General features: G+C 65.2%; 22 protein-coding genes and 2 tRNA genes. 14 read left to right on the top strand and 10 right to left on the bottom strand.

Annotation, left to right across the window (positions count from 1 at the left end):
• Positions 1-29: 29 nt before the first annotated feature.
• Positions 30-806: a type II secretion system protein N gene (locus tag ACX36O_RS04220; protein ID WP_213359872.1), complete on the bottom strand. Its 777-nt coding sequence runs from the start codon at positions 804-806 to the stop codon at positions 30-32.
• Between the two features lie 121 nt (positions 807-927).
• On the opposite strand from ACX36O_RS04220, the gene gspG reads away from it, so the two are divergent.
• The 13 genes from gspG to ACX36O_RS04155 all read left to right on the top strand — a co-directional run bounded on the left by gspG (position 928) and on the right by ACX36O_RS04155 (position 13,287).
• Positions 928-1,374 (top strand): type II secretion system major pseudopilin GspG, encoded by a 447-nt coding sequence (gspG, locus tag ACX36O_RS04215; protein ID WP_213359871.1) that lies wholly within the window; start codon positions 928-930, stop codon positions 1,372-1,374.
• Positions 1,375-1,435: 61 nt separating this feature from the next.
• Positions 1,436-1,942, top strand: a complete 507-nt coding sequence (locus ACX36O_RS04210) for a prepilin-type N-terminal cleavage/methylation domain-containing protein (RefSeq protein WP_213359870.1) — start codon at positions 1,436-1,438, stop codon at positions 1,940-1,942.
• 11 nt (positions 1,943-1,953) lie between these two features.
• Entirely contained in the window at positions 1,954-2,358 is a 405-nt protein-coding gene (gspI, locus tag ACX36O_RS04205) for a type II secretion system minor pseudopilin GspI (RefSeq protein ID WP_213359868.1), read from the top strand.
• A gap of 71 nt (positions 2,359-2,429) precedes the next feature.
• Positions 2,430-3,383 carry a PulJ/GspJ family protein gene (locus ACX36O_RS04200; RefSeq protein ID WP_213359865.1) on the top strand — a complete coding sequence of 318 codons (954 nt, stop codon included), beginning with the start codon at positions 2,430-2,432 and terminating at the stop codon, positions 3,381-3,383.
• A gap of 1 nt (position 3,384) precedes the next feature.
• On the top strand, positions 3,385-4,380 hold the full coding sequence (gspK, locus tag ACX36O_RS04195) for a type II secretion system minor pseudopilin GspK (RefSeq protein ID WP_250130973.1): 996 nt from the start codon (positions 3,385-3,387) through the stop codon (positions 4,378-4,380).
• A 120-nt stretch (positions 4,381-4,500) separates the two neighbouring features.
• Positions 4,501-5,814 carry a type II secretion system protein GspL gene (gspL, locus tag ACX36O_RS04190; RefSeq protein WP_488360103.1) on the top strand — a complete coding sequence of 438 codons (1,314 nt, stop codon included), beginning with the start codon at positions 4,501-4,503 and terminating at the stop codon, positions 5,812-5,814.
• Entirely contained in the window at positions 5,811-6,326 is a 516-nt protein-coding gene (locus ACX36O_RS04185; RefSeq protein ID WP_488360102.1) for a type II secretion system protein M, read from the top strand. The genes gspL and ACX36O_RS04185 overlap by 4 nt, the downstream gene beginning before the upstream one ends.
• Positions 6,327-6,341: 15 nt before the next feature.
• Positions 6,342-7,235: a type II secretion system protein N gene (gene gspN, locus ACX36O_RS04180; protein ID WP_488360101.1), complete on the top strand. Its 894-nt coding sequence runs from the start codon at positions 6,342-6,344 to the stop codon at positions 7,233-7,235.
• Positions 7,236-7,239: 4 nt separating this feature from the next.
• On the top strand, positions 7,240-9,456 hold the full coding sequence (gene gspD / locus ACX36O_RS04175; protein ID WP_488360100.1) for a type II secretion system secretin GspD: 2,217 nt from the start codon (positions 7,240-7,242) through the stop codon (positions 9,454-9,456).
• A gap of 9 nt (positions 9,457-9,465) precedes the next feature.
• Positions 9,466-10,860, top strand: a complete 1,395-nt coding sequence (locus ACX36O_RS04170; protein ID WP_213359847.1) for a GspE/PulE family protein — start codon at positions 9,466-9,468, stop codon at positions 10,858-10,860.
• A gap of 4 nt (positions 10,861-10,864) precedes the next feature.
• Positions 10,865-12,091 carry a type II secretion system inner membrane protein GspF gene (gene gspF, locus ACX36O_RS04165; RefSeq protein ID WP_213359831.1) on the top strand — a complete coding sequence of 409 codons (1,227 nt, stop codon included), beginning with the start codon at positions 10,865-10,867 and terminating at the stop codon, positions 12,089-12,091.
• A gap of 49 nt (positions 12,092-12,140) precedes the next feature.
• Positions 12,141-12,854 carry a hypothetical protein gene (locus ACX36O_RS04160; protein WP_488360099.1) on the top strand — a complete coding sequence of 238 codons (714 nt, stop codon included), beginning with the start codon at positions 12,141-12,143 and terminating at the stop codon, positions 12,852-12,854.
• Positions 12,855-12,885: 31 nt separating this feature from the next.
• Positions 12,886-13,287: an HNH endonuclease gene (locus ACX36O_RS04155; protein WP_488360098.1), complete on the top strand. Its 402-nt coding sequence runs from the start codon at positions 12,886-12,888 to the stop codon at positions 13,285-13,287.
• 92 nt (positions 13,288-13,379) lie between these two features.
• On the opposite strand, the gene nhaR is transcribed toward ACX36O_RS04155, so the two are convergent.
• On the bottom strand, positions 13,380-14,273 hold the full coding sequence (nhaR, locus tag ACX36O_RS04150) for a transcriptional activator NhaR (protein ID WP_213359827.1): 894 nt from the start codon (positions 14,271-14,273) through the stop codon (positions 13,380-13,382).
• Positions 14,274-14,445: 172 nt separating this feature from the next.
• Between nhaR and ACX36O_RS04145 the strand changes: the two genes are divergently transcribed.
• The gene (locus ACX36O_RS04145) at positions 14,446-15,204 is read left to right on the top strand and encodes a TerC family protein (protein ID WP_213359826.1); all 759 of its coding nucleotides are present in this window, start codon (positions 14,446-14,448) and stop codon (positions 15,202-15,204) included.
• A 66-nt stretch (positions 15,205-15,270) separates the two neighbouring features.
• Here ACX36O_RS04145 and ACX36O_RS04140 read toward each other — a convergent pair.
• From ACX36O_RS04140 to ACX36O_RS04105, 8 genes are all read right to left on the bottom strand, one after another.
• A tRNA-Sec gene (locus ACX36O_RS04140) sits at positions 15,271-15,366 on the bottom strand.
• 11 nt (positions 15,367-15,377) lie between these two features.
• Complete coding sequence (selB, locus tag ACX36O_RS04135) at positions 15,378-17,426, bottom strand: selenocysteine-specific translation elongation factor (protein ID WP_371699045.1); 2,049 nt, start codon at positions 17,424-17,426, stop codon at positions 15,378-15,380.
• Entirely contained in the window at positions 17,423-18,877 is a 1,455-nt protein-coding gene (gene selA / locus ACX36O_RS04130) for an L-seryl-tRNA(Sec) selenium transferase (RefSeq protein WP_488360097.1), read from the bottom strand. Before selA ends, selB begins: the two co-directional genes overlap by 4 nt.
• Positions 18,877-19,896, bottom strand: a complete 1,020-nt coding sequence (gene fdhE, locus ACX36O_RS04125; protein ID WP_488360096.1) for a formate dehydrogenase accessory protein FdhE — start codon at positions 19,894-19,896, stop codon at positions 18,877-18,879. Before fdhE ends, selA begins: the two co-directional genes overlap by 1 nt.
• Positions 19,897-19,958: 62 nt before the next feature.
• On the bottom strand, positions 19,959-20,591 hold the full coding sequence (locus ACX36O_RS04120; RefSeq protein WP_213359812.1) for a formate dehydrogenase subunit gamma: 633 nt from the start codon (positions 20,589-20,591) through the stop codon (positions 19,959-19,961).
• A complete protein-coding gene (gene fdxH, locus ACX36O_RS04115; RefSeq protein WP_213359810.1) occupies positions 20,591-21,541 on the bottom strand; it encodes a formate dehydrogenase subunit beta in 951 nt (316 codons plus the stop codon). Before fdxH ends, ACX36O_RS04120 begins: the two co-directional genes overlap by 1 nt.
• 13 nt (positions 21,542-21,554) lie before the next feature.
• A complete protein-coding gene (fdnG, locus tag ACX36O_RS04110) occupies positions 21,555-24,620 on the bottom strand; it encodes a formate dehydrogenase-N subunit alpha (protein WP_213359807.1) in 3,066 nt (1,021 codons plus the stop codon).
• Positions 24,621-24,914: 294 nt separating this feature from the next.
• Positions 24,915-25,007: transfer RNA gene (locus ACX36O_RS04105), tRNA-Ser, on the bottom strand.
• Positions 25,008-25,021: the final 14 nt, after the last annotated feature.

The raw sequence follows: 25,021 nt of genomic DNA, 5'->3' as shown, positions 1-25,021 counted from the left end.
CGACGGCTGCTGAGGGAAGCCCGGCCGCATCAGTCATCCCTGCGCCTCGGTTCGTCGTCATCGCCCGTGGCGCCGATGTTGCCCTGGGAGGTGGTGGCCTGCACCGTGGCCGATGCACCGTCGCCGACCGTAGCCTGAACCGTGGCATTGGCCTGTCCCGCGTTGCGCGAGAACCGGCCTGCCAGGGAGCCACCCTGCGCGGAAGGCAGTGTTTGCAGCGGCTGCGGTGCCACCTGCACCTGGGGTGCGACCGGTTGCACCGGCGTGGCCGAAGATCCGTGCGGCGGCACACCGCCTGCCAGATTGGCACCGGTTCCGGCAGCTGCAAAACTCAGCTCCATCGCCCGCCCGCCCTTGGCCTGCAGGCGTGCGGAGCGCCGTCCCACGGCCTCCAGCGTCCAGCCATCGGCAACCTCCTGCCCGGCGCGGAACGGCCGCCCGGGCTGGCCATCCACGGCAATCACGGCAATGCCGGTGCCGAACTGGTTGGCGACGGCGCCCTGCAGCACGAAGCGGCCGCTGCCGCCATCGGGGGTGGCTGCAGCTTCGGCAGATTCCGCAGGCGGGGGGGCATCCGAATATCCCAGCAGCCGTGCCAGCAAATGGTCATCCGCATGCAGCGCGGTATCTGCTACCAGGGCGCTCACCCCGCCGCCCTGACCACGCGAGCCGAGCAGCCAGAATGCCAGCGCACCCGCCACCAGCAACCAGACCAGCAGTGACAACAGGCGGACACCCCAGCGCTCGCGCAGGGACAGCCCTTGCAGCGCGGCGACAGGAAAGGAAGGCAGGGTCAAGGCAGACATTGCCGCATTATGCGGCAAGGTGATACGGCGACCTGTGCAGAAAAGCCACGTGTCACTGTTTTGCCCCAAAGTGCCGCTAGCATTGTCCGGTTGCGATCCCGATTGACTGAAAACACTTCCCATGTCTGACCGAATCTCCCGCTCCAGCCGCCAGCACCGCGCCCAACGCGGCTTTACCCTGATCGAACTGATGGTGGTGCTCGTCATCATCGGCGTGCTGGCCGCGCTGGTGGTGCCCAACGTGCTGGGCCGCGCCGACGATGCGCGCGTAACGGCCGCCAAGACCGATGTCAACAACCTGATGCAGGCGCTCAAGCTTTACAAGCTCGACAACCAGCGCTATCCCAGCGCCGAGCAGGGCCTGCAGGCGCTGGTGACCAAACCTGCTGCCGCCCCCGTGCCCGCCAACTGGAAGCCCTACCTGGACAAGCTGCCCACCGACCCCTGGGGCAAGGACTACCAGTACGCCAACCCCGGCATCAAGGGCGAAGTGGATGTGATGTCCTTCGGCGCTGACGGCCAGCCGGGCGGGGAAGGCAGCAACGCGGATATCGGCAGCTGGCAGTAAGCGACTGATGGCCGGCTGCTGCGCAGCGGCGCTCTTTCCGATGTCGCGTGCATTGAGCCCCATGCCTCGCAGGCGTTTATTGTCCGTATCGGCACAAGCTGCGCCGCGTAGGCGGCTGCGCGGCTTCACCCTGATCGAATTGCTGGTGGTGCTGGTCATCATGGCGATTGCCACGGCCGGAGCCACGCTGACATTGCGTGATTCCGACCACACCCGCATCGAACGCGAGGCAGACCGGCTGGCAGCGCTGCTGGAAGCGGCGCGGGCGCAATCGCGCGCGAGCGGCATTCCGGTGCGATGGCAACCGGCGGGGGATGGTTTTGTCTTTGCCGGACTGCCCGAAACCAGCACTCAGCCCCGCGAGTGGCTGGCTCCGACGCTGGTGCTATCCGGCGGCACGGCGCAGACGCTGCGCTCGGAAAACATCGAATTGGTGCTGGGCCCGGAGCCGGTATTGCCGGCGCAGACGCTCACCATCGCCATCGCCGGCAAGCCGCAGATGCGGCGCACGGTGGCCACCGATGGCATCCGGCCCTTCCGGCCGGTGGTGGAAGGGCCGGCACCATGAGTCCTTGCCGCATGCCTCCGTCGTCCCATCACAGCCGCCAAGGCGGGCCCACTGCTGCCAGTTCGGCGCAAGGCGGCTTTACGCTGATCGAGGTGCTGGTCGCGCTGGCCATCGTGGCGATTGCGCTGGTTGCCGGCGGCCAGGCCACGCAAGCGCTGGTGAGCCATGGCCAGCGCCAGAGCGACATGCTGCTGGCGCAGATCTGTGCCGAGAACCAGTTGGTGGCCATGCGGCTGTCGAGGGTGTTTCCGCCGGTGGGCGACAGCGAAGTGGCCTGTCCCCAAGCCGGCGAGGAGCTTACCGTGAAGATCACCGTGATGCCCACGCCCAACCCCAACTTCCGCCGCGTGGATGCGCATACGCACAAGGGTGCGCTGCCGCTGTACCGGCTGTCGACCATCATGGGGCGTTTGTGATGGTTGTTGATCGTCCGGCGCGTCTGCGGCACGTGCGGCCGGCCTTGCATCACTACCGGAGCCGAGCGGTATTGCGGACCAGCCCGGCCCGGCAGAGCGGTTTCACCCTGATCGAGCTGATGGTGGCCATCGGCATTCTGGCGCTAGTGGCCCTGCTGAGCTGGCGCGGGCTGGACGCCATGGTGCGGGCGCAGCAAGGCACGCAAAGCCGCAGCGACCAGATCGCGGTAGTGCAGACGGCGCTGGCGCAGTGGCGCGTGGATCTGGATGCCATGTTGCCCAGCGCCGGCAGCAGGCAACCGGTGCTGGACTGGGACGGGCAGACCCTGCGCGTCTTGCGGCTGGCCAGCCCCGAGACGCAGACGGCAGCAGAAACCGGCGCAGGACAGGCGCAACAATCCTTGTGGACGCCGGCGACCATCGTGGTGGCCTGGACGCTGCGCAGCGCTTGCCCGCGCAGCCCGGCGGAGACCTCCTCCGGGGAAGCTGCCAATGGTGCCGTTCCCGGCTCCTGCTGGATGCGCTGGCAATCTCCCCAGTTGCGCACCCATGGCGAACAGCAGCAGGCCTGGCAGCAGGCTGCCAGCTGGGGATCAGGCGCGCAAGGCGAGGCTGCAGGCTCGCAGGTGATGCTGCCCCTGCAGGCCTGGGAGGTGCTGGGCTATCGCGATGATGCCTGGGGGCCAGTCAAAGGCCTGCCCGTGGGCAGCGCACCAGCCGGTGGTGCTGACGGTGCTGACGGTGCTGACGGTGCTGACGGTGCTGACGGTGCTGACGGTGCTGGCGGTGCTGGCGGTGCTGGCGGTGCTGGCGGTGCTGGCGGTACTGGCGGTACTGGCGGTACTGGCGGTACTGGCGGCATTGGAGGCGCCGGTGGTGCGGGCAGCGGAACGCCGGGTGCTGCACCCAACCCTGTTCCGGACGGCCTGCGCCTGCAACTGACGCTGCCCGGCCAGGGCACCGGAATCGCCGGCAGCCTGACGGTGGACTGGCTGCAGCCTACCCTGACGCGGGAGCGCAGCTGACATGCGCAAACGCCTCCTTATCCGCCAGATCATGCGTCGCTCAGCGCGAGGCCCGCAGCGCCAGCGCGGCGCCGCCCTGCTGCTGGCCATGCTCACCGTCACGCTGGTTGCCGCCTTTGCCGCCGCGGCCGTCTGGCAGCAATGGCGCAGCACCGAAATCGAGACTGCCGAGCGCGCCCGCCTGCAGTCCGGCTGGATTCTGGCCGGCGCACTGGACTGGTCGCGCCTGATCCTGCAGGAAGACGCGCGCCAGGGCGGTCCCGATCACCTCTCGGAGCCCTGGGCTGTGCCGCTGATGGAAGCACGCCTGTCCACCTTCCTGGCCGCCGAACGCAACATCACGGTGGATGCCAGCAACCTGCCCGATGATGCCTTCCTCTCCGGCCAGATCGAGGACGCGCAGGGACGCTTCAACCTGCGCAACCTGCTGCGCAACGGCCAGCCGTCCGAGGTTGACAGGCAAACGCTGCAACGCCTGTTCGTGAACCTGCGGCTGCCGGGCACGCAGGCCGAGGCTCTGGCCACCCAGTGGCTGCGCGCCGCCCGGGCAGAACAGCAAGGCCCCGGCAGCGAGCCCGGTGCACCGCTGCTGCCGGCCCGGCTGCAGCAACTGGCCTGGCTGGGGGTGGCACCCGAACTGATCCGCCAGCTGGCACCACACGTCACCATCCTGCCCGAACGCACCAGCATCAATGCCAATACCGCCAGCGTTGAAGTGCTGAGCGCGGCGGCACCCAATGTGGCCCCGGGAGATGTCGCCCGCGCCGTGGCGCAGCGCGCCAGCAAGCCCTTCCTGGATACCGCCGCCCTGCAGGCCGCGATTCCGGCAGGCGAGGGGCAGGCCGAACTGGGTGTGAACAGCAAGTATTTCGTAATCCGCGGCAGTCTGCGCCTGGGCAGCATCCGCATCGACGAGCAAGCGCTGGTCGAGCGGCAGGGGCTGCAAAGCGTGATGCTGTGGCGTGAAAAAGGGAGTGTGTTCAGCCCCGAACAGTAAGACGCTTTTTCTCATCCACTTCCGCCATCCAGTTGGCAGGACGATCGTCCGCAGATGTCATCTGGGTTGTCGTTTTATGACATTTCGGTGTCATACTGCCCCACTAAAATCGCGCGGTCCATGGCCCAACTCCTTGTTCGCCTTCGCCTTCCCGGTGCTCCTGAAGCATCGTTTTCGCATGTCCTGAGTCCCGACGGCCAGGCGGTGGACAGGCACGCCCGCAGCGAGGCGGCGCTGCTGCCCTGGCAGGACGCGCACGAGGTCGTGGCACTGGTGCCGGCCCAGGCGCTGTCCTGGCACCGGGTGCAGTTACCCAAGGGCAGCACGGCCAATCCGGCCCGCCTGCGCACGGTGCTCGAAGGCCTGCTGGAAGAGCATGTGCTGGATGACATGGCCGAGTTGCACTGCGCGCTCCAACCGGATGCGGCCAAGGCGACCGGGCCTGTGTGGGTGGCGGTCTGTCATGCCGGCTGGCTGCGCGAGCAGCTGGATGAACTGGAAGCGGCGGGCTGTGTGGCCAGCCGCATCGTGCCCGAGTTTGCGCCGCAACCGTTCGGTGCGGCACCAGCCGCGTTCAGCGAACCCGGCCTGGATGCCCCCGCCCTGCCCGAGGACGCCCGCGTGCACGCCATTGCCGAGGACGACGGCAGTGCCTGGTGGGTACGCACCGGCAGCGACCTGGAAGCCGGCGACGATGCCCCCGGCGTGCTGCTCTGGCCCCTGCCCGATCCGGCCGAGGCCGATCTGGCACAGGCCGAGCCGCCCGAATCCGTCCGTCGACTGGCGCAACAGCATCCGAATGCGGTTCTGGCCGACGCCGGCATTGCGCAGTGGGCCGAACAGTCCTTGCGCCAGCCCGTCACCGTGCAGCATGCCGCGCAGCGCTGGCTGCAGGCCTCCGCCACCCCCTGGAACCTGGCGCAGCTGGCCTTCGCCAACCGCCAGTCCGACCGCATGCGCAAGCAGGCCGGCCAGCTCTGGCAGCGCTTTCTCCAGGCGCCGCAGTGGCAGGCGGTGCGCTGGGGCCTGGTTGCCCTGGTGCTGGTACAGCTGATCGGCCTGAACTGGGCCGCGCTGCAGGAGCGCCGCCTGCTGGCCGACAACAAGCAGGCCATTGCCAAAACGCTGACTGACACCTTTCCGCACGTGAAGCTGGTGGTGGATCCGCCCACGCAGATGCAGCGCGAGCTGGCCGTGCTGCGCCAGCGCAGCGGCGCACTCGCGCCCACCGAGATGGAAGGCATGCTCACGCTGATCAGCCGCGCCCTGCCCGACGCCCAGTTGCAGGCCCTGCAATGGGATGGCGCGCAGCTGCGCATCAAGGGCCTGGCTCTCTCGACCGAACAACAGGCCAGCCTGCAAGGCACGCTGCACCCTTCCCGACTCAAGCTGTCGCAGGACGGCAATGACTGGCTGATCCGACCTGCCCCATGAGTGCCAATGCCCCCGCTTCTTCGCGCCTGCAGGCCCTGCAACAGCGGTTGCAGCCGCTGCGCACCGCCTGGAAAGGACTTTCCGCACGCGAGCGCCGCATGGTGCTGGCTGCCAGCCTGGCGTTGCTGATTGCCGCAAGCTGGCTGATCGCCATCGCCCCCGCGCTGCGCACGCTGCGCGATGCACCCGCACAGCGCGCCATGCAAGAACAGCAACTCGCCCAGATGCGCCAGTGGCAGAGCGAGGCCCGCACGCTCAAGCAGCAGCCGCGCATCAGCCCCGAGGAAAGCCAGCGTGTACTGCAGGAACTGGGCGACCGTCTGCTCGGCCCGGGCAGCGTGACGCTGCAGGGCGCCCAGGTGCAGGCGCAGTTCAAGGGCGTCTCGCCCGAAGCCGTGGTGCAATGGCTGCAACAGGCACGCACACTGGGACGTGCGCTGCCGCAGCAGATGCAGCTGGAACGGACATCCGATGGCTGGCACGGCACCATGGTGCTGCGCCTGCCGTCCTGAGGAGCACCGGCCAGCATGGCGTTTCGTATGGCTCCTCCCGCGCGCCGCTGGCAGGCGCCCTCGCGCAAACGCGCGCCGACGCGCACGCCGATGGGTGCTCGCCGCCTGCATCCGTGGCGCTGGGCTGCCGCCGGCATGGTGCTGGGCCTGCTGCTGGTCAGCCTGGTCTGGGCACCGGCACGCTGGCTGGCCGGCGCCGTAGCTTGGGCGACACAGGACAAGGTGCAGCTCAGCGCGGTCGAGGGTACGGTCTGGAAGGGGTCGGCCTGGCTGGTTCTCTCCGGCGGCCGCCAGAGCCGCGACGCCACCACGCTGCCCAGCCGCCTGCACTGGAAGCTGCAACCGCGCTGGTTGGGTGCCGACATGGAACTCAACAGCAGCTGTTGCACCCCCAAACCCGTGCAGGCACGCCTGCGCTGGCAGCCCGGCGGCACGCGCGTGCATGTGGCTGACAGCACACTGCAACTGCCCAGCAGCCTGCTGGTCGGCCTCGGCACGCCCTGGAACACCCTGCAGCTCGACGGTACGCTCAGTGCCAGCACGCAGCAGGTGCAGATCTGGCTCGGCCAGCAGCGCGTGGACTATGCCGGCACCGTCACGGCCACGCTGCAGCAGGCATCCACCCGCCTCTCCACCATTCGCCCCATCGGCAGCTACCGCGTGCAGCTGCGCGGCGGCAAGCCGCCGGGCAGCGGCGAAACGCCGGCACAGGCCACACCGGCCGAACTCAGTCTGGAAACCCTGCCCGGCAGCAGCCTGCAACTCGAAGGCAGCGGCCAGTGGGTGGGGGGGCGCCTGCGTTTTTCCGGCCAAGCCTATGCCGCACCCGACAAGGCGGCGGCCCTCAACAATCTGCTGAACATCATCGGTCAGCGCAGCGGCGAGCGCTCGCTGATCACCCTGGGATAAGTCCATGTCTCTGTCTTCCTTTCCGCCCCGTCGCCTGCGCCAGCCGCTCGCCCGCCTGACGCTGGCTGCGCTGATGGCGCCCCCCCTGGCCGCCCCCGCCGTGCTGGCACAGGGCCTGGTCACGCTGAATTTCTCCAACGCCGAGATCGAATCGGTGGCGCGCACCATCTCCGCCATCACCGGCCGCAACGTGGTGCTCGATTCGCGCGCCAAGGGCACCATCAGCATCCAGTCCGAGCGTCCGGTAACGGCGGCGCAGGCGGTCAACCAGTTCGCAGCGGCGTTGCGCCTGCAGGGCTTTGCGCTGGTGGAAACCGGCGGCATCTACAAGGTGGTGCCCGAGGCCGATGCCAAGCTGCAGGCCCGCGTGGTGCCGCGCGGCAGTGCCGTCATGGGCAACCAGGTAGTAACGCGCGTGTTCAAGCTGCGCTACGAGAACGCCAACAACCTGGTGCCGGCGCTGCGCCCGTTGATCAGCCCCAACAACACCATCAACGCCAGCAATGCGCATACGCTGGTGGTGACGGATTACGCCGACAACATGCAGCGCATCGAGCGCATGATCGCCGGCATGGACCAACCCGTGGGCAGCGATGTGGAAGTGATTCCGCTGCGCTACGGCATCGCCACCGACATGGCGCCGCTGGTGCAGAAGCTGCTCGATGGCAGTGGCGCCGGGGCTGCCGCTGCGCCCGGCGGCGTGGGCGGCGGACGCACCACGGTGCTGCCCGAGGCACGCAGCAACGCGCTGATCGTGCGTGCGCCCACGCAGGCGCAGGCCACGCAGGCGCGCAGCCTGATCCTGCGGCTGGACCAGCCGGCCCTGAGCAACCACAGCACCAATGGCGAGGCCGGCAACATCTGGGTGGTGCACCTGAAGAACGCCGATGCCACCCGCATCGCCGCCACGCTGCGCGCGGCCATGGCAGCGAACCAGGTCAACAGCGGCTCCGGGTCGCCGGGCATGTCGGTCTCGGTCGGCGGCACGCAGCCGGGCGCCGCGCCTCAGGTGCAGGTCACGGCCACCTCGGCACTGCAGGGCAGCGGCTCGCCCTCCACCGGCGGTCCGATCCAGGCCGATCCGGCCACCAACTCGCTGATCATCACCGCCAGCGAGCCCGAATATCGCCAGCTGCGCGCCGTGATCGAGCGGCTGGATACGCGCCGCGCCCAGATCTATGTGGAAAGCCTGATCGCCGAAGTCAGCGCCGAGAAGGCGGCCGAGCTGGGCGTGCAGTGGCAGAGCCCGTTCTCGCAGGGCGGACGCGTGGGCATCCTCGGCTCCAACTTCGGCAAGGCGGGCAATATTCTGGACATGTCGGCCGAGCTGGCCAACAACAACCTGCCCAGCGCCAAGCCGGGCATCAACCTGGCGACGCTGGCCACGTTCCGCGGCACGCCCATCCTCGGGGTGGTGGCCAACTTCCTGCAGACCACGGGCGACGCCAACATTCTGTCCACGCCCAACCTGATCACGCTGGACAACGAGGAAGCGCGCATCATGATCGGCCAGAACGTGCCCTTCGTGACCGGCCAGTATACGAACAACAACAGCGCCAACGGCGCCGTCAACCCGTTCCAGACCATCGAGCGCAAGGACGTCGGCCTGACGCTGCGCGTGAAGCCGCAGATCAGCGAGAACGGCTCGGTAAAAATGCAGATCTACCACGAAACCAGCAACGTCGATCTGGCCACCATCGACTCGCCGCGCGGGCCGACCACACACAAGCGCTCCATCGAATCCAACGTCATCGCCGATGACGGGCAGATCATCGTGCTGGGCGGCCTGTTGTCGGACGAATATGCCAACCGCCAGGAAAAGGTGCCGGTACTGGGCGATATTCCGGTGCTGGGCCAGTTGTTCAAGAACGAAAACCGCAGCCGCGCCAAACGCAACCTGATGGTGTTCCTGCGCCCGGTGATCGTGCGCGATGCACGCGACAGCGAGAGCCTGACACTGGACCGATACGACATGATGCGCGTAAGCCAGCTCAACACACAGCCCGCTGGCAATATCGTCAAGCCCTACGAGGCACCGGTGCTGCCTCCGGTACGGCATCCGGAATCGGCCTGGACTCCCGTTAGCGAGCCGGGCCGCAGCGCGCCTGCACCGCTGATGCAGCAGACCCTGAGCGGCGACGCCATCGGCTGGCGCATGCAGCCAGCCAACACCGCCGCCACCACGGACACGCCCTACACCGGCGCCGACAACACCCCCTGACGCCCCGCCATGCGCTACCCCCTGCCCTACGCCTTCGCGCGCCGCCACCAGCTGCTGGTTGAACAGCAGGACGACGGCAATCTGTGGCTCTGGCACGGCCAGGGCGTGCTGCCCGGCCCGGCCTGGAGCGAAGTGCAGCGCAAGTACCGCATCGCCGCCGTGCAGGCGATCGAACCGCCGCAACTGGCGCAGCGCATCAGCGCAGCCTATGCCCAGGGCGAAGGCAGCGCCGCCAGCGTGGTGAGCGAGGTGCAGAGCGATGCCGACCTGAGCCGCATGATGCAGGAACTGCCGCCGGTGGAAGACCTGCTGGAAGCTGCCGACGACGCACCCATCATCCGCATGCTCAACGCCCTGCTCACCCAGGCCGCGCGCGATGGCGCCAGCGACATCCACATCGAGCCCTTCGAACACCACAGCGCGGTGCGCTTTCGTGTGGACGGCAGCCTGCGCGAGGTGGTGCAGCCCAACCGCGCCCTGCACGCCGCGCTGATCAGTCGCCTGAAAATCATGGCCGACCTGGACATCGCAGAAAAGCGCCTGCCGCAGGACGGCCGCATCAGCCTGCGCCTGGGAACGCGCGCCATCGACGTGCGCGTTTCCACCCTGCCCAGCGCCTTCGGCGAACGCGCCGTGCTGCGCCTGCTGGACAAATCCGGCAACCGCATCAGCCTGGAAGCGGTGGGCATGCAGGGCGAAACCCTGCGCCAGTTCACCCAGCTGATCCGCCAGCCGCACGGCATCATCCTGGTCACCGGCCCGACCGGCTCGGGCAAAACCACCACGCTGTATTCGGCGCTGAGCCGGCTGGATGCGCACAGCGGCAACATCATGACGGTGGAAGACCCGATCGAATACGAGCTGCCCGGCATCGGCCAGACGCAAGTGAACGCGCGCATCGACCTGACCTTTGCCAAGGCGCTGCGCGCCATTCTGCGCCAGGATCCGGACGTGATCATGATCGGCGAGATCCGCGATTTCGAGACGGCGCAGATCGCCATCCAGGCCTCTCTCACCGGCCACCTGGTGCTGGCCACGCTGCACACCAACGACGCCGCCAGCGCCGTCACGCGCCTGACGGATATGGGCGTGGAACCCTTTCTGCTGGCCAGCTCGCTGCTGGGCGTGCTGGCGCAGCGCCTGGTGCGCAAGCTGTGCACGCACTGCCACGGACAGGGCTGCGAGCACTGCGGCCAGAGCGGCTATGCCGGGCGCACCGGCATTTTCGAGTTGCTGCTGGTGGACGATGCCATCCGCGCGCAGATCCACCAGCGCGCCTCGGAGGCAGACATCCGCACCGCCGCGCTGGCCAACGGCATGACGCTGATGCGCGACGATGGCGAACGCCTGGTGGCCGCCGGCATTACCAGCGCCGAAGAACTGCTGCGCGTGACGCGCGACTGACGCCATGCCGGTCTACCAGTTCCAGGCACTCGACGTCCAGGGCCGCACGCGCAAGGGCACGCTCGAAGCCGACACCCTCAAGGCCGCCCGCGCCGCCCTGCGTGCGCAGCAACTGGTGCCCATGCAGGTGCAGGCGCTCAACGGCGAACAACTGGCGCGCGGCAGCGGGTTGAACCGGGCGCTGTTCGTTCCCAAGGCCTTCAACAGCACCGCGCTGGCGGTATGGACGCGGCAACTGGCCGGCCTGGTCAGCGCCGGCCTGCCGATCGAACGCGCGCTGCTGGCGCTGGCCGAAGAATCCGACAACCAACGCCAGCGCCAACTGGTGACTGCCCTGCGCTCGGAAGTGAACGCCGGCAGCAGCTTTGCCAAGGCGCTGCAGCAGCATCCGCGCGAATTCAGCCCCATCTACACCGCCGTGATTGCCGCGGGCGAACACAGCGGTGGTCTGGGCGCCGTGCTGCTAAGCCTGGCGGACGACCTGGAAGCGCAGCAGGAACTGCGCTCCAAGCTGATCGGCGCCTCGCTCTATCCGGGCATCGTCACGCTGGTGGCCATCGTGATCGTGGTGTTTCTGCTCACCTACGTGGTGCCGCAGGTGGCCAATGTGTTTGCCAGCAGCAAGCGCACCCTGCCGCTACTGACCACGCTGATGCTGGCACTGAGCGACTTTGTGCGGCACTGGGGCTGGCTGCTGGCACTGCTGCTGGCCGGTGGCGTGACGGCGCTGGTGCAACTGCGCAAGCGCGACAGCTTCCGGCAGCGGCTGGATGCGCTGTGGCTGCGGCTGCCGGTGGTGGGTGTGCTGGCGCGCAACTTCAATGCGGCGCGCTTTGCGGGAACGCTGGCGATGCTGGTGCAGGCGGGTGTGCCGATTCTGAAGGCACTGCAGGCCGCGAGCGAGACGCTGTCGAACCGGGCGATGCAGGTGGATGCGGAGGATGCGATCGTGCTGGTGCGCGAAGGGGCACCGCTGGCGAGTGCGCTGGCGCAGAAGAAGCGCTTTCCTACGCTGGTGAGCATGTTTGCGCGGTTGGGGGAGCAGACGGGGCAACTGCCGGCCATGCTGGGGCGGGCGGCGACGCAGTTGGGGAATGAGGTGCAGCGGCGGGCGATCCGGTTGGCGACTATACTGGAGCCGTTACTGATTGTAATGATGGGGTTGGTGGTGATGCTGATTGTGTTGGCGGTTTTGATGCCGATTATTCAGTTGAATCAACTAACCGGATAACCTCCCAATTAAATAATAAAATAAAAAATACATTCTTAAATATCAAAAAATGAACCTCAACACTCTTGAAGAAATTGACGCATTAACAGCCCAAGATTACATCTCTGCACTGCAGAAAATTAAACCGACAAAAAATGAGTGGGAGATGCTATACACCCATATGCGCACACCAAATCATACGATTTCAATGCGCGAACTAGCACAAAAAGTCGGATTTTCAAACTGGAATGCAGCCAACCTTCACTACGGAAAACTTGCGACCAAACTATGCATTGAGTTGAAAAAATTCCCTGAAACCAAACTTGCAATTTTAGCTGACTTCTCAAAACCCCGGGAATTTGAATGGCAACTTCAACTGAGACCAAATGCGCTCGCCGCACTCAAGCAGCTTGATGCTATGGCGCACCCAGCAGATCAAAACGAATGGGAAATGGATCATTTCATAGCATACCATAGCGTTAAGAAAATGGGCTATGAATTGAAGCCTTCTGGGACCCTGCAATTCTTCAGTAAAAAAGAGCCTCTCCTCCGAAGAGCTATTGGCAATACCGTTTGGGTAATACAGGGGTCTCCACGTGGAAATAAAACGGCATACTCGTTGGTTGGCGCATATATCGCCGAACATATCGAAATTGAAGATCCCTCATCTAAGCTGTACGCCATACTCGGGAAGAGTATTCACGAATTTTCACCCCCACTCCCTCTAAATCACTTGGACTGGCTACCCGTTCTTCTAAAACAACTTAGGTTTCAATCGCGTTAACGATCAAGCTGTCATTAACACCCTAAAAAAATTGCTACCCAAACCCTCTCAATCACCCCCACCTCCTTCCACTCTTTACGATCCCGACCTGCCTTTCTTTGCCACTGAAGGATCACAAAAGTTAGTATCTCATCTCACGCGTGAACGCGATAAAAAAATAGTCGATTTAAAAAAGCAAACAACCCTTGCTACCAAGGGTCACCTCTCGTGCGAAGTCTGCAACTTCAACTTCGCCAGAACTTATGGACACCTTGGTGATAACTTTTGCGAAGTCCATCATTTAGTACCCCTCTCCAGTCTAAAAGATGAAACCGTAGCGACAGCTCTCGACGATTTGGCTATCGTATGCTCAAACTGTCACAGAATCATTCATCGATCGACCCCGCCACTTGCTTTGCAAGACCTTATCAAGGCATTTAATAACAATCAATAATGACGCCTCGGTCGTCCGAGAATCTAGCCCCGAGTCATTGTTAGCGGAGCGAGTAAGTGTGTATCAAGTCAAACTCTACAGAGCTTGAGCTTTTACGCCAACATGCCTCGCGCAGCCTCCGTAATCGCCACCACACACCGATGCGTAATGCGCCGCTCAATCGACAGCGCATAAAACTCATCCCGCACCCCCTGCGCCAGCCCCACCGCCAGCATCCCATGCTGCGCGGTGATGGACGGGGCCAGAAATGCCGGCCCTACGAAAAAGCCGACGCCCTTCTTGCCAAATTCCTGCGCCAGCGCACTGTCGTCAAACTCCCCCACCACCACCGGCCGCACGCCGGCGCGCTCAAACCAGGCACGCAAGCGCTGGCTGATGGCCGCATCCGCCCCCGGCAGCAACACCGGCGCCCCGTTCAGGCAGGACGGAAACTCCCCCGGAAAGCGCTCGCGCAAGCTCCCCGCCGCATAGAAGGCCACGTCCGTCGCCCCCAGCCGGTGACTGTAGGCCCGCACGCTCACCGTGGAAGGCACCGGCGCGTCGGCCAGCACCAGGTCCAGCCGGTGCAGGCCCAGTTCTGACAGCAGACGCTCGGTGCGCCCCTCCTGGCAGATCAGCCGCACCGGATCGGGCAGTTCCAGCGCCGGCTCCACCAGATGAAAGGCCACCGCCTTGGACACGCTGTCGGCCACCCCCACGCGGAACTCCAGCGCCTTGCCACGGCCGCTGCGGTCGCGCAGCACGGCCTCCAGCTCGGCGCCGGTGGTGAAGATGTCGCGCGCGTATTGCAGCGTGAGGCGACCGGTTTCCGTCAGTTCGAGCGAGCGCCCGTTCTTGACGAACAGTTCCACGCCCAGCCGGTCTTCCAGTTCGGAAATCTGCGTGCTGATGGTTTGCGGGCTGACGTGCAGGCGCTCGCTGGCGCGCGAGACGCCGCCGGCCTCGGCCACCTGCTGGAAGTAGTGAAGATGCTTGTAGTTGAGCATGCGCGTCTCCTTGCGATGCTGCAATTATCAGTTTTTCTGGAAATTTCAGTGTGAAATTTCTAATTTACCGAAAGATTGGAAGTTTCTAGAATTACCCACTTTACAGGACAAGGCCGCCAGTTCGGGCGTGGCGGCTTGTACATGTCGTTTGCTGCCCTGCTCTCTTTGCATCATGGAATTTTTGCTGGATCCGAACGTCTGGATCGCCTTCGGCATGCTGACCGCACTCGAAATCGTGCTCGGCGTGGACAACATCATCTTCATCTCGGTGCTGGTCGGCCGTCTGCCGGTACAGTTCCGCAACCGCGCGCGCCAGCTCGGCCTGGGCTTTGCCATGGTCACGCGCCTGCTGCTGCTGTTTTCGCTGAGCTGGGTCATGGGCCTGAAGGCCGACCTGTTCCAGGTGTTCGGCCAGGGCATCAGCGGCCGCGATCTCGTGCTGCTGCTGGGTGGCCTGTTCCTGCTGTACAAGGCCTCGCACGAGATTTTCGTTGAAGTGGAAGCGCGCGAGGAAGACGCCCCGCCGCAGACTGACGGCGAGGCCATCAAGGCCGGCGGCAGCAAGCTGTTCTGGAGCATCATCGCCCAGATCGCCATCATCGACATCGTGTTCTCGCTGGATTCCGTCATCACCGCCGTGGGCATGGTGGACCAGATCTGGGTGATGGTGGCGGCCGTGGTCACCTCGGTGGGCGTGATGCTGTTCGCGGCCCGCCCGATCGGCGAGTTTGTGGACAAGCACCCGTCCGTCAAGGTGCTGGCGCTGGCCTTCCTGGTGATGGTGGGCATGGCGCTGACGGCCGAGGCGTTTGAAGTGCACATGCCCAAAGGCTATATCTACGCGGCGATGGCGTTCTCGCTGGCGGTGGAGGCGCTCAATATCCGCGCCCGTAGCAAGCGACAGAAGCTGGCTGCGATCAAGGCCGAGTAAACAGGGTTCACCTCAGGGCGTTTGCCCCTTCATAGCCTGTCCCGTTCCGGGGCAGGCTTTTTTTGTTGGCGGAAGGGCATGGGAGTCGAACCCACCCGGCAGCGCTTGGCGCCACCCACCGGGTTTGAAGCCCGGCCGACCCACCAGGATCGTTGCCCTTCCTTCTCGTCGCCTCAGGCATCTTCCCGAAACAGCGGACAATCCACGCGCAGCTTGTGCACGTCACCGACGCGGCGCAGCAGGCCGATGCGGTCGAAGTATTCCAGAATCTGGATCGCGCGTTTGCGGCCGAGGCCGGTGGCGTCGCGGAAGTCTGCGGCCTGCAGCTGCCCCTGCTGCGCAGCGGCCAGCCGGCGCACAGTATGCGCCAGATTGCGCATGATGTCGCCGGCATAGTACAAATCCTTGACGACCTGGTGCAATTCTCCACGCCGGGCCAGGCGCGCGAGCGTGGCACGCAGCAGCGGTTCTGGTTCGGCGGTGAGCTTGGCCAGATCGCGCGCCCAGGCGCCTTCGGCACCGACCTGCAGCAGATGCGGCAGCGCTTTCTGGGCGATGCGCTCTTCGGTGGCCGAGAGGCGCACACCGTGTTCGGGCAGGTGCACATAAGCACCCTGCTGCACAAGAACGCCCTGCTGCTGCGCATGGTCGAGCACCGCCAGCCACAACGCATCCGGCATGCGCGGGTAGGCCAATCGGCGCAGGCGCGAGTTGACGGGGCCGAGTTCGTCAGGGGATTGCTCATGGTAGGTGGCCAGCACACCCGCAATATGCGCCAGCGCCTGCTGCGTCATGGAGGGCGCCAGCACCCAATGGGCATGGCCATCCTGCTTTTCCAGCGCGCGTGCAGGGATTGCAGGATGACCGACGACACCTTGCATCCTGGTAAAATCCGACATATCAACCCCGTTCGGGTTTATTTCCAGAATACCTGATAGCCGATCCGCAATATGCTCGTGCTGCATCGCCTCAAGACAGGCAAGCCGCTGCGGCGTGCGCCGGTAACGCACCGGTGCACGCGGATCAAGCACCTGTCCGCCCGCGATCGTGCGCGTGGCGGAAGCATCGCGCAGCACCACCCGATCTCCATGCCAGGCGCCAATCGGCGTGCGGGTGATGATCTGCACCGTGGCAGTTCCGCCGGGAGGCAGTTGCTCGGCATCCAGCAAGGCCACGGTGCCCGCAACACTCACCGCACCCAGATGCACCTGCACGCGCGCGCCGGAGCGAAGCGGCCTGGCTTCGTCCTTCCACAACGTGAGCCTGGCATCGAAACGGTCGGTAGTCAGCGCAACGGCTGGATCGACCACCCAGTCGCCGCGATGGATGGCGTCCTTGTCGACGCCGGCCAGGGCGATGGCGCAACGCTGCCCGGCATGTGCCTGTTGTACCGGCTGGTTCTGCGCGTGCAGGCTGCGCACGCGCGCAGCTTGCATGGAAGGCACCAGCATCAGCGTGTCTCCCACGCGCACGCTGCCGTGGTGGATGGTGCCGGTCACGACGGTGCCGGTGCCGTCCAGGGTAAAGCTGCGGTCGATCGCGAGGCGGAAAGCCTGTGGCGGTTTTTTTGTCTGCTTTGACGAATGGCTGAGCGATGCGGGGGATTCGGAATCCCCTGCACTGCCTTGACCCGGAGCTTCACTGGGCAAGCCTGCCTCGCCTGAAACGCCCGCAGCCAGAGGGACAGCTACAGCGTCGTCATCCACACCCGGGGAATGCCTCCCCGCCTCCTGCCAAAGCAATTCGCGCAAGGCATCAACACCCTCCCCCGTCTGCGCCGAAACGCGCAGCACCGGGGCCTGCACCAGCGAAGTGCCCTGCAGCAACTGCCGCACCTGCTGCTCCACAGCCTGCAACTGCGCCTCGTCAGCCCGATCCGCCTTGGTCAGCACCACCGCTCCGCGCTGCTTGCCCAGCAGCGACAGTACGGCCAGATGCTCGCGCGTCTGCGGCATCACGCCATCGTCGGCCGCCACCAGCAGCAGCGCAAAGTCGATGCCGCTGGCCCCCGCCAGCATGGTGTGCACCAGCCGCTCATGGCCAGGCACGTCGACAAAACCGATGCGCTCCGCACCGCCCGGCACGTCCAGAAAGGCGTAACCCAGTTCGATGCTGATGCCGCGCTTCTTTTCTTCGGGCAGGCGGTCGGTATCCACGCCCGTCAGGGCGCGCACCAGCGTGCTCTTGCCATGGTCGATATGGCCGGCGGTGCCGACGATCATGCCAGCGCCTCCTGCAACAAGGGCAACTGGCGCAGCAGCTGGTCGGTATCTTCCAGGCAGCGCAAGTCCAGCAACAGCCGGTCTTCGGCAATACGGCCGATCACCGGCAATGGCAGGCGGCGCAAGGCGGTCGCCAGTTCATCCAGCGCGCGTCCGGCGCCCTTCTTCTCTATGGGCGCCAGCGCCAGGCCCGCAGACGGCAGCCGGTCCACCGGCAGCGAACCAGAACCGATCTGCCCCTGCAAGGCCACCACGCTCACCGCAAAGCGCGGTGCCACGGCCTGCGTCACCGGCGCCAGCAATTGCTGCGCCTGGGCACGGATCTGCGCTTCCGGCCGTGTCAGCATGCGCAGGGTGGGCAAGTCACGCGCCAGCCGTTCCGGGCGCTGGTAGAGCATCAGCGTGGCCTCCAGCGCCGCCAGCGGCAGCTTGCTCATGCGCAGCGCGCGCTTCATCGGAAACTTGCGGATACGGCCCACCATTTCGCGGCTGCCGACGATCAGGCCGGCCTGCGGCCCGCCCAGCAGCTTGTCGCCGCTGAAAGTCACCACATCACAGCCGGCCGCAATCATCTCCTGCGGCAGGGGCTCGCGCGGCAGGCCGTAAGACGCAAGATCGACCAGCGAGCCGCTGCCCAGATCGGTCGCCAGCGGCACGCCGCGCGCACGCGCCACGCCGGCCAGCTCGGCCTCGCTCACCGCCTTGGTAAAGCCCTGCACCGCGTAATTGCTGGTATGCACCTTCATCAGCAGCGCGGTGCGCTCGTTGATGGCGTTTTCGTAGTCGTGCAGATGGGTGCGGTTGGTGGTGCCTACCTCCACCAGACGCGCACCGGCGCTTTCCATCACGTCGGGCATGCGGAAGGCACCGCCGATTTCGACCAGTTCGCCCCGCGAGACGATCACTTCGCGCCCGCGCGCCAGCGCTGCCAGCGTGAGCAGCACGGCCGCGGCATTGTTGTTGACCACGGTAGCCGCTTCAGCACCCGTCAGCGTGCACAGCAGCTCCTCAATGATGGTGTCGCGATCGCCGCGCGCACCGCTGTCCAGGTCGTATTCCAGGTTGTTCGGGCCGGCCATCATGGCCAGCATGTGCTGCAGCGCGGGCTCGGCCAGCAGGCTGCGGCCCAGGTTGGTGTGGATCACCGTGCCGGTCAGGTTCAGCACCGCTCGCATGCGGGGCTGCAGGCGCTGCTGCAGACGCTGCTCCAGCGCGTCGGACAGGCGGGACACGGCCACGTCCGCCACCGGCACCGTGCCCTCGACCACGGCAGGCCGCAAGGCATCGAGCAAGGCACGCGCCTCACCGGCCACCAGCGTATGGCCATGCTCATCCAGCAAGGCCTGCACCACCGGCTCGCGCAGCAGGCGGTCTACGGCGGGAAGATCACGGGGCTGGGCCATCTGCCCGGCCCGGGAACCGTGTACCACGGATTCGTCGGGCCGCTGCATCACTGCATCTCCGGATCGGGAGCCGGCTCTTCGGATTCCCCGAACAGCAGCAGCATGTTCACACCATGGCGCTGCAGGCCGGTTTCGGCCACCAGCAGATCAAGCGTGAGCGTGGCCAGGTCATCGGCCACCGGCTCCACCATGGGATCGCGCTCGCCGTGCACGATTTTGAGATAGTGCCCGCACTCGCTGCAGGTTTCCGCCTGCACCACGGGCTCGCGGCCCTGATTGTCTTCCTCGGTGGCACCGGCCGGCGCCACCGCCTCGTAGGCCAGCCCCTTGGTCGATTCGCAGTGCGTGCACTTGATGCGCACCATGTGCCAGTGCGTGCTGCACAGCGAACAGTGCAGATAGCGCTGGCCGCCGCGCTCGGCACCCGCCTTGACGATGCTGGCCGTGGGCCGGCTGCCGCAGCAAGGGCAGACGGTGGCATCGTCGATGCGGCCGAACGGGGCCGCCAGGCCGGCCGGGGCGCCCTGCTCCTGCACGGCGCACACCAGATGCGTCCAGTACACCTGCAGCGCCGCCGCGATGATGGGCGCAGCGGCCATGTCCAGCCCCTGCATCACGCCGTGCAGCAAGCGCTCGGCCTGCTGCTCCAGCCAGTCGCCATCGGCCTGCGCCAGATCCTGCAGCACTTCGCGTCCGGCCTCGGGCGCCTTGGGCAGCACTTCAGCCGCCATGGTGCGCAGGGCCTGCTGCCAGGCCGGATCGCGCTGCCAGTGCGCCACCGGCAGCGGCGGCATGCCCAGGCGGGAGGCATTCATCAGCGCCTCGCCATCGGGCAGCGGCACCACGGGAAAGCCGAGCAGCGCACGCTGCTGCGCATCGGCCAGTTCCGCCATGAACTGCAGAAAATCGCCCATGGCATGCCCGCTGGCCAGCTGGCGCAAGCGCATGGCGCGCTCGGCAAACACCGTGCCGCGGGCGGGAAGTTGCAGGAAGCTGGCCTCGCTGGCCTGGCGCTGCGCCAGTTCTTCGGCGTCCATCAGACGCGCGGTGGAAGTGATCTTGTCCATAAGCCCCAAATGAAAAGCCCCGGCCGCACAAGGCGCCGGGGCCTGGTTACCGGCATTGCGGATCAGGTCCGGTCGGTGTTGCCCCCGGTGACCTTCTTGTACCACAGATAGTGGTGCTGCTTGGCCCAGCCGGCAGAGACGGTGCCCTGCGTCATGCCCCGTATCGTGCCCTTCACCCACAGCGCGGCGTAGATGTGGATCACCACCAGCAGCGAAATGACAAAGGCCGCCAGCGCGTGCAGCACCACGGCCAGACGCTGCAGCGGGATCGGCACCGAGTTGGCGAACCAGGCCTGCCAGAACAGCACGCCCGTCACCATCAGCACGATCAGGCACAGGAAAATGCCCCAGAACACGCCTTTCTGGCCGGCGTTGTACTTGCCCACCGGCGGCATGGCGGTCTGGTTGCCCTTGAGCATGTCGCCCGAGTGCCTGATCCACTCCGCATCATCCTTCGTGGGCAGGTTGTCGCGCCAGTAGCGCGCCAGCATGAACAGGAAGGCGATGAACACGCCGATGCCGAAGTAGGGATGCACGATGCGCGTCCACTGCGGTCCGCCAAAGATGCCGGTCAGCGGGAACAGGTTGGGATGGAACAGCGCCAGCCCCGAGAAACCCGCCATGCCGAACAGGATGACCATGATCCAGTGGTTGAAGCGCGTCACACTACTGTGTCGATGCAGATAGCGTTTCATCACGATTCTCCTTTCTCGGGCACACGCGCCGGCGTCACCTGCACCAGCCGGCCATCTTCAGTGCGCACGGGATCGGGCACATCGGCCTCGTCCTCGGGCTCCTCTTCCGGACCCACCTTCACATAGTGGAAGAAACCGGTCACGGCAGCGCCGACCATGGCAGCCAGCGCCAGCGGCTTGGCCAGCCCCTTCCACAGTCCGACCAGCGGGCTGATGGACGGGTCCTTGGGCAGGTCGTTGTACAGCTCCGGCTTGTCGGCATGCTGCAGCACGTACATCACGTGCGTGCCCTGCACCCCTTCCGGGTTGTACACGCCGGCGTTCGCGTAGCCACGCTCCTTCAGGTCCGCCACGCGGGTGGCACCGAAATCGAGCATGTCGTCCTTGGTACCGAAGCGGATGGCCCCGGTCGGGCAGGTTTTCACGCAGGCCGGCTCCAGGCCCACACCCACACGGTCGGAACAGAGCGAACACTTGTACGCCTTGTTGTCCTTAGTGGAAATGCGCGGCACGTCGAACGGGCAGCCCTTCACGCAGTAGCCGCAGCCAATGCAGTTCTCGCTGATGAAGTCGACGATGCCGTTGGCGTACTTGACGATGGCACCGGGGGCCGGGCAGGCCTTCAGACAGCCCGGATCCTCGCAGTGCATGCAACCGTCCTTGCGGATCAGCCACTCGAGCTTGTTCTCTTCCACCTCCACTTCGGAGAAGCGCATCACGGTCCAGGCCTCGGGGGCCAGATCAGCCGGGTTGTCGTACACCCCGACGTTGTTGCCCACTTCGGGGCGCAGGTCGTTCCACTGCATGCAGGCTACCTGGCAGGCCTTGCAGCCGATGCAGGCAGACACATCGATCAGCTTCGCCACTTCGGGCACCGCGGTGCGCACCTGCGGGGTGGGCGTGGTGGTGGCCGAACGCTTGACGACGTCGAGGGATTGCAAAGATGACATGTTTCGCTCCCCCTCAGATCTTTTCGATGTTCACGGTGAAGGACTTGTACTCGGGCGTCTGGGTGTTGGCGTCGCCCACGAAGGGGGTCAGCGTGTTCACCAGATAGCCGGGCTTGGTCAGCCCGACAAAGCCCCAGTGGTTGGGCAGACCCACGGTGTTGACCGTCTGGCCGTCCACAGTCAGCTGCGGAATGCGCTTGGTCACCACGGCCACGGCCTTGATGAAGCCGCGGTTGGAACTGACCTTGACGCGATCGCCCTGACGAATGCCCTTGGCCTTGGCGAGCTCCTCGCCGATCTCGACGAACTGCTCGGGCTGGAGAATGGCGTTGCTCAGCGCGTTCTTGGTCCAGTAGTGGAAGTGCTCCGTCAGACGGTAGCTGGTGGCCACGTACGGGAAGTCTTCGGGCTTGCCAAAGGCTTCCATGTCGCCCTTGTACACGCGGGCGGCCGGGTTGGACTTGGCCTGCGCGTTGTTCGGGTGCATGGGGTTGCGCTTGAGCGGCGTCTCGAACGGCTCGTAGTGCTCGGGCAAGGGCCCCTCGGCCATGCCGGACGGCGTGAACAGGCGTCCCACGCCCTCCCCGGTCATGATGAAGGGGTTCATGCGGTCGGCATCGGCCGGGTTGGCATCGGCCTTGAAGTCGGGCACGTCAGAACCGGTCCACTGCTTGCCATTCCAGAACACCAGCGGGCGCTTGGCATCCCAGGGCTTGCCGTCCGGCGCGGCGGAGGCGGCGTTGTACAGAATGCGGCGATTCACCGGCCAGGCCCAGGCCCAGTTCGGCGTCTGACCGTTGTCCCACGGATCGCGGTTGTCCCGGCGCGCCATCATGTTCCCCGCCTCGGTCCAGGAACCGGCGTAGATCCAGCACCCCGATGCGGTGCTGCCATCGTCGCGCAATTGCGCAAAGCTGGCGACCTGTTGGCCGGCTTTCAGGATCACGGTGCCCGTAGCGGGATCGACCAGATCGGCCAGGGCCTTGCCGTTCGACTCCATGGCCAACTCGGTGGCCGTGGGTGCATGCGGCACCTTGTACTTCCAGTCGAGGTTGAGGATTGGATCGGGGAAAGCGCCGCCTTCCTTGCGATAGGCATCGCGCAGGCGGATGAACAGCTCGGCCATGATTTCCATGTCCGGTTTGGCTTCTCCCGGCGGGTTGGCGCCTTTCCAGTGCCACTGCAGCCAGCGGCTGGAGTTGGTAATGGAACCATCCTCCTCGGCAAAGCAGCAGGTCGGCAGGCGGAACACCGTGGTCTGGATTTCTTCCGGCTTCACATCGTTGTGCTCGCCGTGGTTTTTCCAGAAATCGGCCGTCTCGGTATTGAGCGGATCCATCACCACCAGGTACTTGAGCTTGCTCAGGCCGGCGATGATCTTCTTCTTGTTCGGGAAGGAACCGACCGGGTTGAAGCCCTGGCAGAAGTAGCCATTGAGCTTGCCCTGGTTCATCAGCTCGAACGCGGTCAGGATGTCGTACAGCCTGTCGTACTTGGGCAGGTAGTGGAACGCCCACTGGTTCTCGGCCGTAGCTGCATCGCCCCACCAGGCCTTCTGCATGCTGACGAAGAACTTGGGATAGTTCTGCCAGTAGCTCATCTGGTTCGGACGCAGCGGCTTGACGGCGCGCGGTGCGTAGTAGGTTTCCAGATCCTGCTCGGTTTCGCGCGGCAGGCTCAGGTAGCCTGTCAGGCTGGTGGACAGCAGGCCCAGGTCCGTCAGACCCTGGATGTTGCTGTGGCCGCGCAGCGCGTTCACGCCGCCGCCCAGTTGGCCCACGTTGCCCAGCAACAGCTGCATGATGGCCGCAGAGCGGATCATCTCCGAACCGACGCTGTGCTGAGTCCAGCCCAGTGCGTACAGAATCGTCATGACGCGGTCGGTCGTGGCGGTGCTGCCGATCATCTCGGCCACCTTCAGGAACTTGTCCTTGGGTGTGCCGGTAATCTGCTCGACCACCTCGGGGGTGTAACGCGCATAGTGCTTCTTCATGATCTGCAGCACGCAGCGCGGGTGCTCCATGGTCATGTCGACCTTGGCGTAATCCCCCTCTTTTTCGTAACCCCAGCTCGCGTTGTCGTACTTGCGCGTGTTGGCGTCATATCCCGAGAAGATGCCGTCCTCGAACGTATAGCCTTCGCCCACGATGAAGGTGGCGTTGGTGTAGTTGCGGACGTACTCCGTCTGGATCTTGTTGTTGCTCAGCAGGTAGTTGATGACGCCGCCCAGGAAGGCGATGTCGCTACCGGCACGCAACGGCGCATAGTAATCGGCCACCGCCGCCGAGCGCGTGAAACGCGGATCGACCACGATGAGCTTGGCCTTGTTGCGTTGCTTGGCCTCGATCACCCACTTGAAACCCACGGGATGCGCCTCGGCTGCATTCCCGCCCATGATCAGCACGAGATCGGCGTTCTTGATGTCCTCCCAGTGGTTGGTCATCGCGCCGCGCCCAAACGTCGGAGCCAGACTGGCTACCGTCGGGGCGTGTCAGACACGTGCCTGGTTGTCGAATACCAGTGTGCCCAGGCTGCGCATCACCTTGTGCGTGATGTAGCCGGCCTCGTTGGACGAGGCGGACGCAGCCAGGAAGCCGGTCGTCGTCCAGCGGTTGACCACCTGCCCGGCGGCGTTGGTGGCCTGGAAGTTTGCGTCGCGGTCTTCCTTCATCAGCTTGGTCACGCGCGTGAGCGCCTCATCCCAGCTGATGCGTTTCCATTCCTTGCTGCCCGGCTCGCGCACCTCGGGATACCGGAGGCGGTTGGGGCTGTGCACGAAATCGAGCAGGCCGGCGCCCTTGGGGCACAGCGAGCCGCGGCTCACCGGGTGATCCGGATCGCCCTCGATATGGATGATGCTGCCGCGCACGTTCTTGGCGCCGTCACCCAGGGTATACATGATCAGGCCGCAACCCACCGAGCAGTAGGTGCAGGTGTTGCGGGTTTCGATGGTACGGGCCAGCTTGAAGTTGCGCGTTTCAGCCAGAGCGGCCGTGGGCGAAAAACCCAATGCCACCAGACTGGAGCCTACCAGCCCTGCGCCGCTGACCCGGAAGAATTGCCTCCGGTCCATATCCATTGTTGTAGCCCTCCTTTGCTTCTCGAGATACTTCTTGACGCACCTATCTTAGCCCTTGAAACCCCCTCAAATTCAAGGGTTAACCCATGTTCGCGCTCCCGCACGTGAACAGATTTCAATACGTTGATGAAACTTTTGAGTTTTCATCAAAAACGACAGGCAAGTCGGCGTTTCGGGCCAAAACGGCGGAGGAAGGCTTTGCGCTGGAGGAAGTTGGCGAGAGGATCGCCCGATGAGAACGCAGATGGGACGCAGACACGAAAAACGCCCCCGAAGGGGCGTTCTTGCTGTTCTTGGCGGAAACGGAGGGATTCGAACCCTCGATGGGGCTCTACACCCCATACTCCCTTAGCAGGGGAGCACCTTCGGCCTCTCGGTCACGTTTCCTGAGAAGGCTGAAT

It is taken from the genome of Brachymonas sp. KE5 (assembly GCF_057773645.1).
Note: the sequence above shows the minus strand (reverse complement) of the source record. Positions and strands in the feature narration are given on the sequence as shown.

What these genes read in the sequence shown, in the direction of transcription:
- ACX36O_RS04220 (WP_213359872.1), bottom strand. Translation starts at nt 806, where the DNA reads ATGTCTGCCTTGACCCTGCCTTCCTTTCCTGTCGCCGCGCTGCAAGGG.
- gspG (WP_213359871.1), top strand. Translation starts at nt 928, where the DNA reads ATGTCTGACCGAATCTCCCGCTCCAGCCGCCAGCACCGCGCCCAACGC.
- ACX36O_RS04210 (WP_213359870.1), top strand. Translation starts at nt 1,436, where the DNA reads ATGCCTCGCAGGCGTTTATTGTCCGTATCGGCACAAGCTGCGCCGCGT.
- gspI (WP_213359868.1), top strand. Translation starts at nt 1,954, where the DNA reads ATGCCTCCGTCGTCCCATCACAGCCGCCAAGGCGGGCCCACTGCTGCC.
- gspK (WP_250130973.1), top strand. Translation starts at nt 3,385, where the DNA reads ATGCGCAAACGCCTCCTTATCCGCCAGATCATGCGTCGCTCAGCGCGA.
- gspL (WP_488360103.1), top strand. Translation starts at nt 4,501, where the DNA reads ATGGCCCAACTCCTTGTTCGCCTTCGCCTTCCCGGTGCTCCTGAAGCA.
- ACX36O_RS04185 (WP_488360102.1), top strand. Translation starts at nt 5,811, where the DNA reads ATGAGTGCCAATGCCCCCGCTTCTTCGCGCCTGCAGGCCCTGCAACAG.
- gspN (WP_488360101.1), top strand. Translation starts at nt 6,342, where the DNA reads ATGGCGTTTCGTATGGCTCCTCCCGCGCGCCGCTGGCAGGCGCCCTCG.
- gspD (WP_488360100.1), top strand. Translation starts at nt 7,240, where the DNA reads ATGTCTCTGTCTTCCTTTCCGCCCCGTCGCCTGCGCCAGCCGCTCGCC.
- ACX36O_RS04170 (WP_213359847.1), top strand. Translation starts at nt 9,466, where the DNA reads ATGCGCTACCCCCTGCCCTACGCCTTCGCGCGCCGCCACCAGCTGCTG.
- gspF (WP_213359831.1), top strand. Translation starts at nt 10,865, where the DNA reads ATGCCGGTCTACCAGTTCCAGGCACTCGACGTCCAGGGCCGCACGCGC.
- ACX36O_RS04160 (WP_488360099.1), top strand. Translation starts at nt 12,141, where the DNA reads ATGAACCTCAACACTCTTGAAGAAATTGACGCATTAACAGCCCAAGAT.
- nhaR (WP_213359827.1), bottom strand. Translation starts at nt 14,273, where the DNA reads ATGCTCAACTACAAGCATCTTCACTACTTCCAGCAGGTGGCCGAGGCC.
- ACX36O_RS04145 (WP_213359826.1), top strand. Translation starts at nt 14,446, where the DNA reads ATGGAATTTTTGCTGGATCCGAACGTCTGGATCGCCTTCGGCATGCTG.
- selB (WP_371699045.1), bottom strand. Translation starts at nt 17,426, where the DNA reads ATGATCGTCGGCACCGCCGGCCATATCGACCATGGCAAGAGCACGCTG.
- selA (WP_488360097.1), bottom strand. Translation starts at nt 18,877, where the DNA reads ATGCAGCGGCCCGACGAATCCGTGGTACACGGTTCCCGGGCCGGGCAG.
- fdhE (WP_488360096.1), bottom strand. Translation starts at nt 19,896, where the DNA reads ATGGACAAGATCACTTCCACCGCGCGTCTGATGGACGCCGAAGAACTG.
- ACX36O_RS04120 (WP_213359812.1), bottom strand. Translation starts at nt 20,591, where the DNA reads ATGAAACGCTATCTGCATCGACACAGTAGTGTGACGCGCTTCAACCAC.
- fdxH (WP_213359810.1), bottom strand. Translation starts at nt 21,541, where the DNA reads ATGTCATCTTTGCAATCCCTCGACGTCGTCAAGCGTTCGGCCACCACC.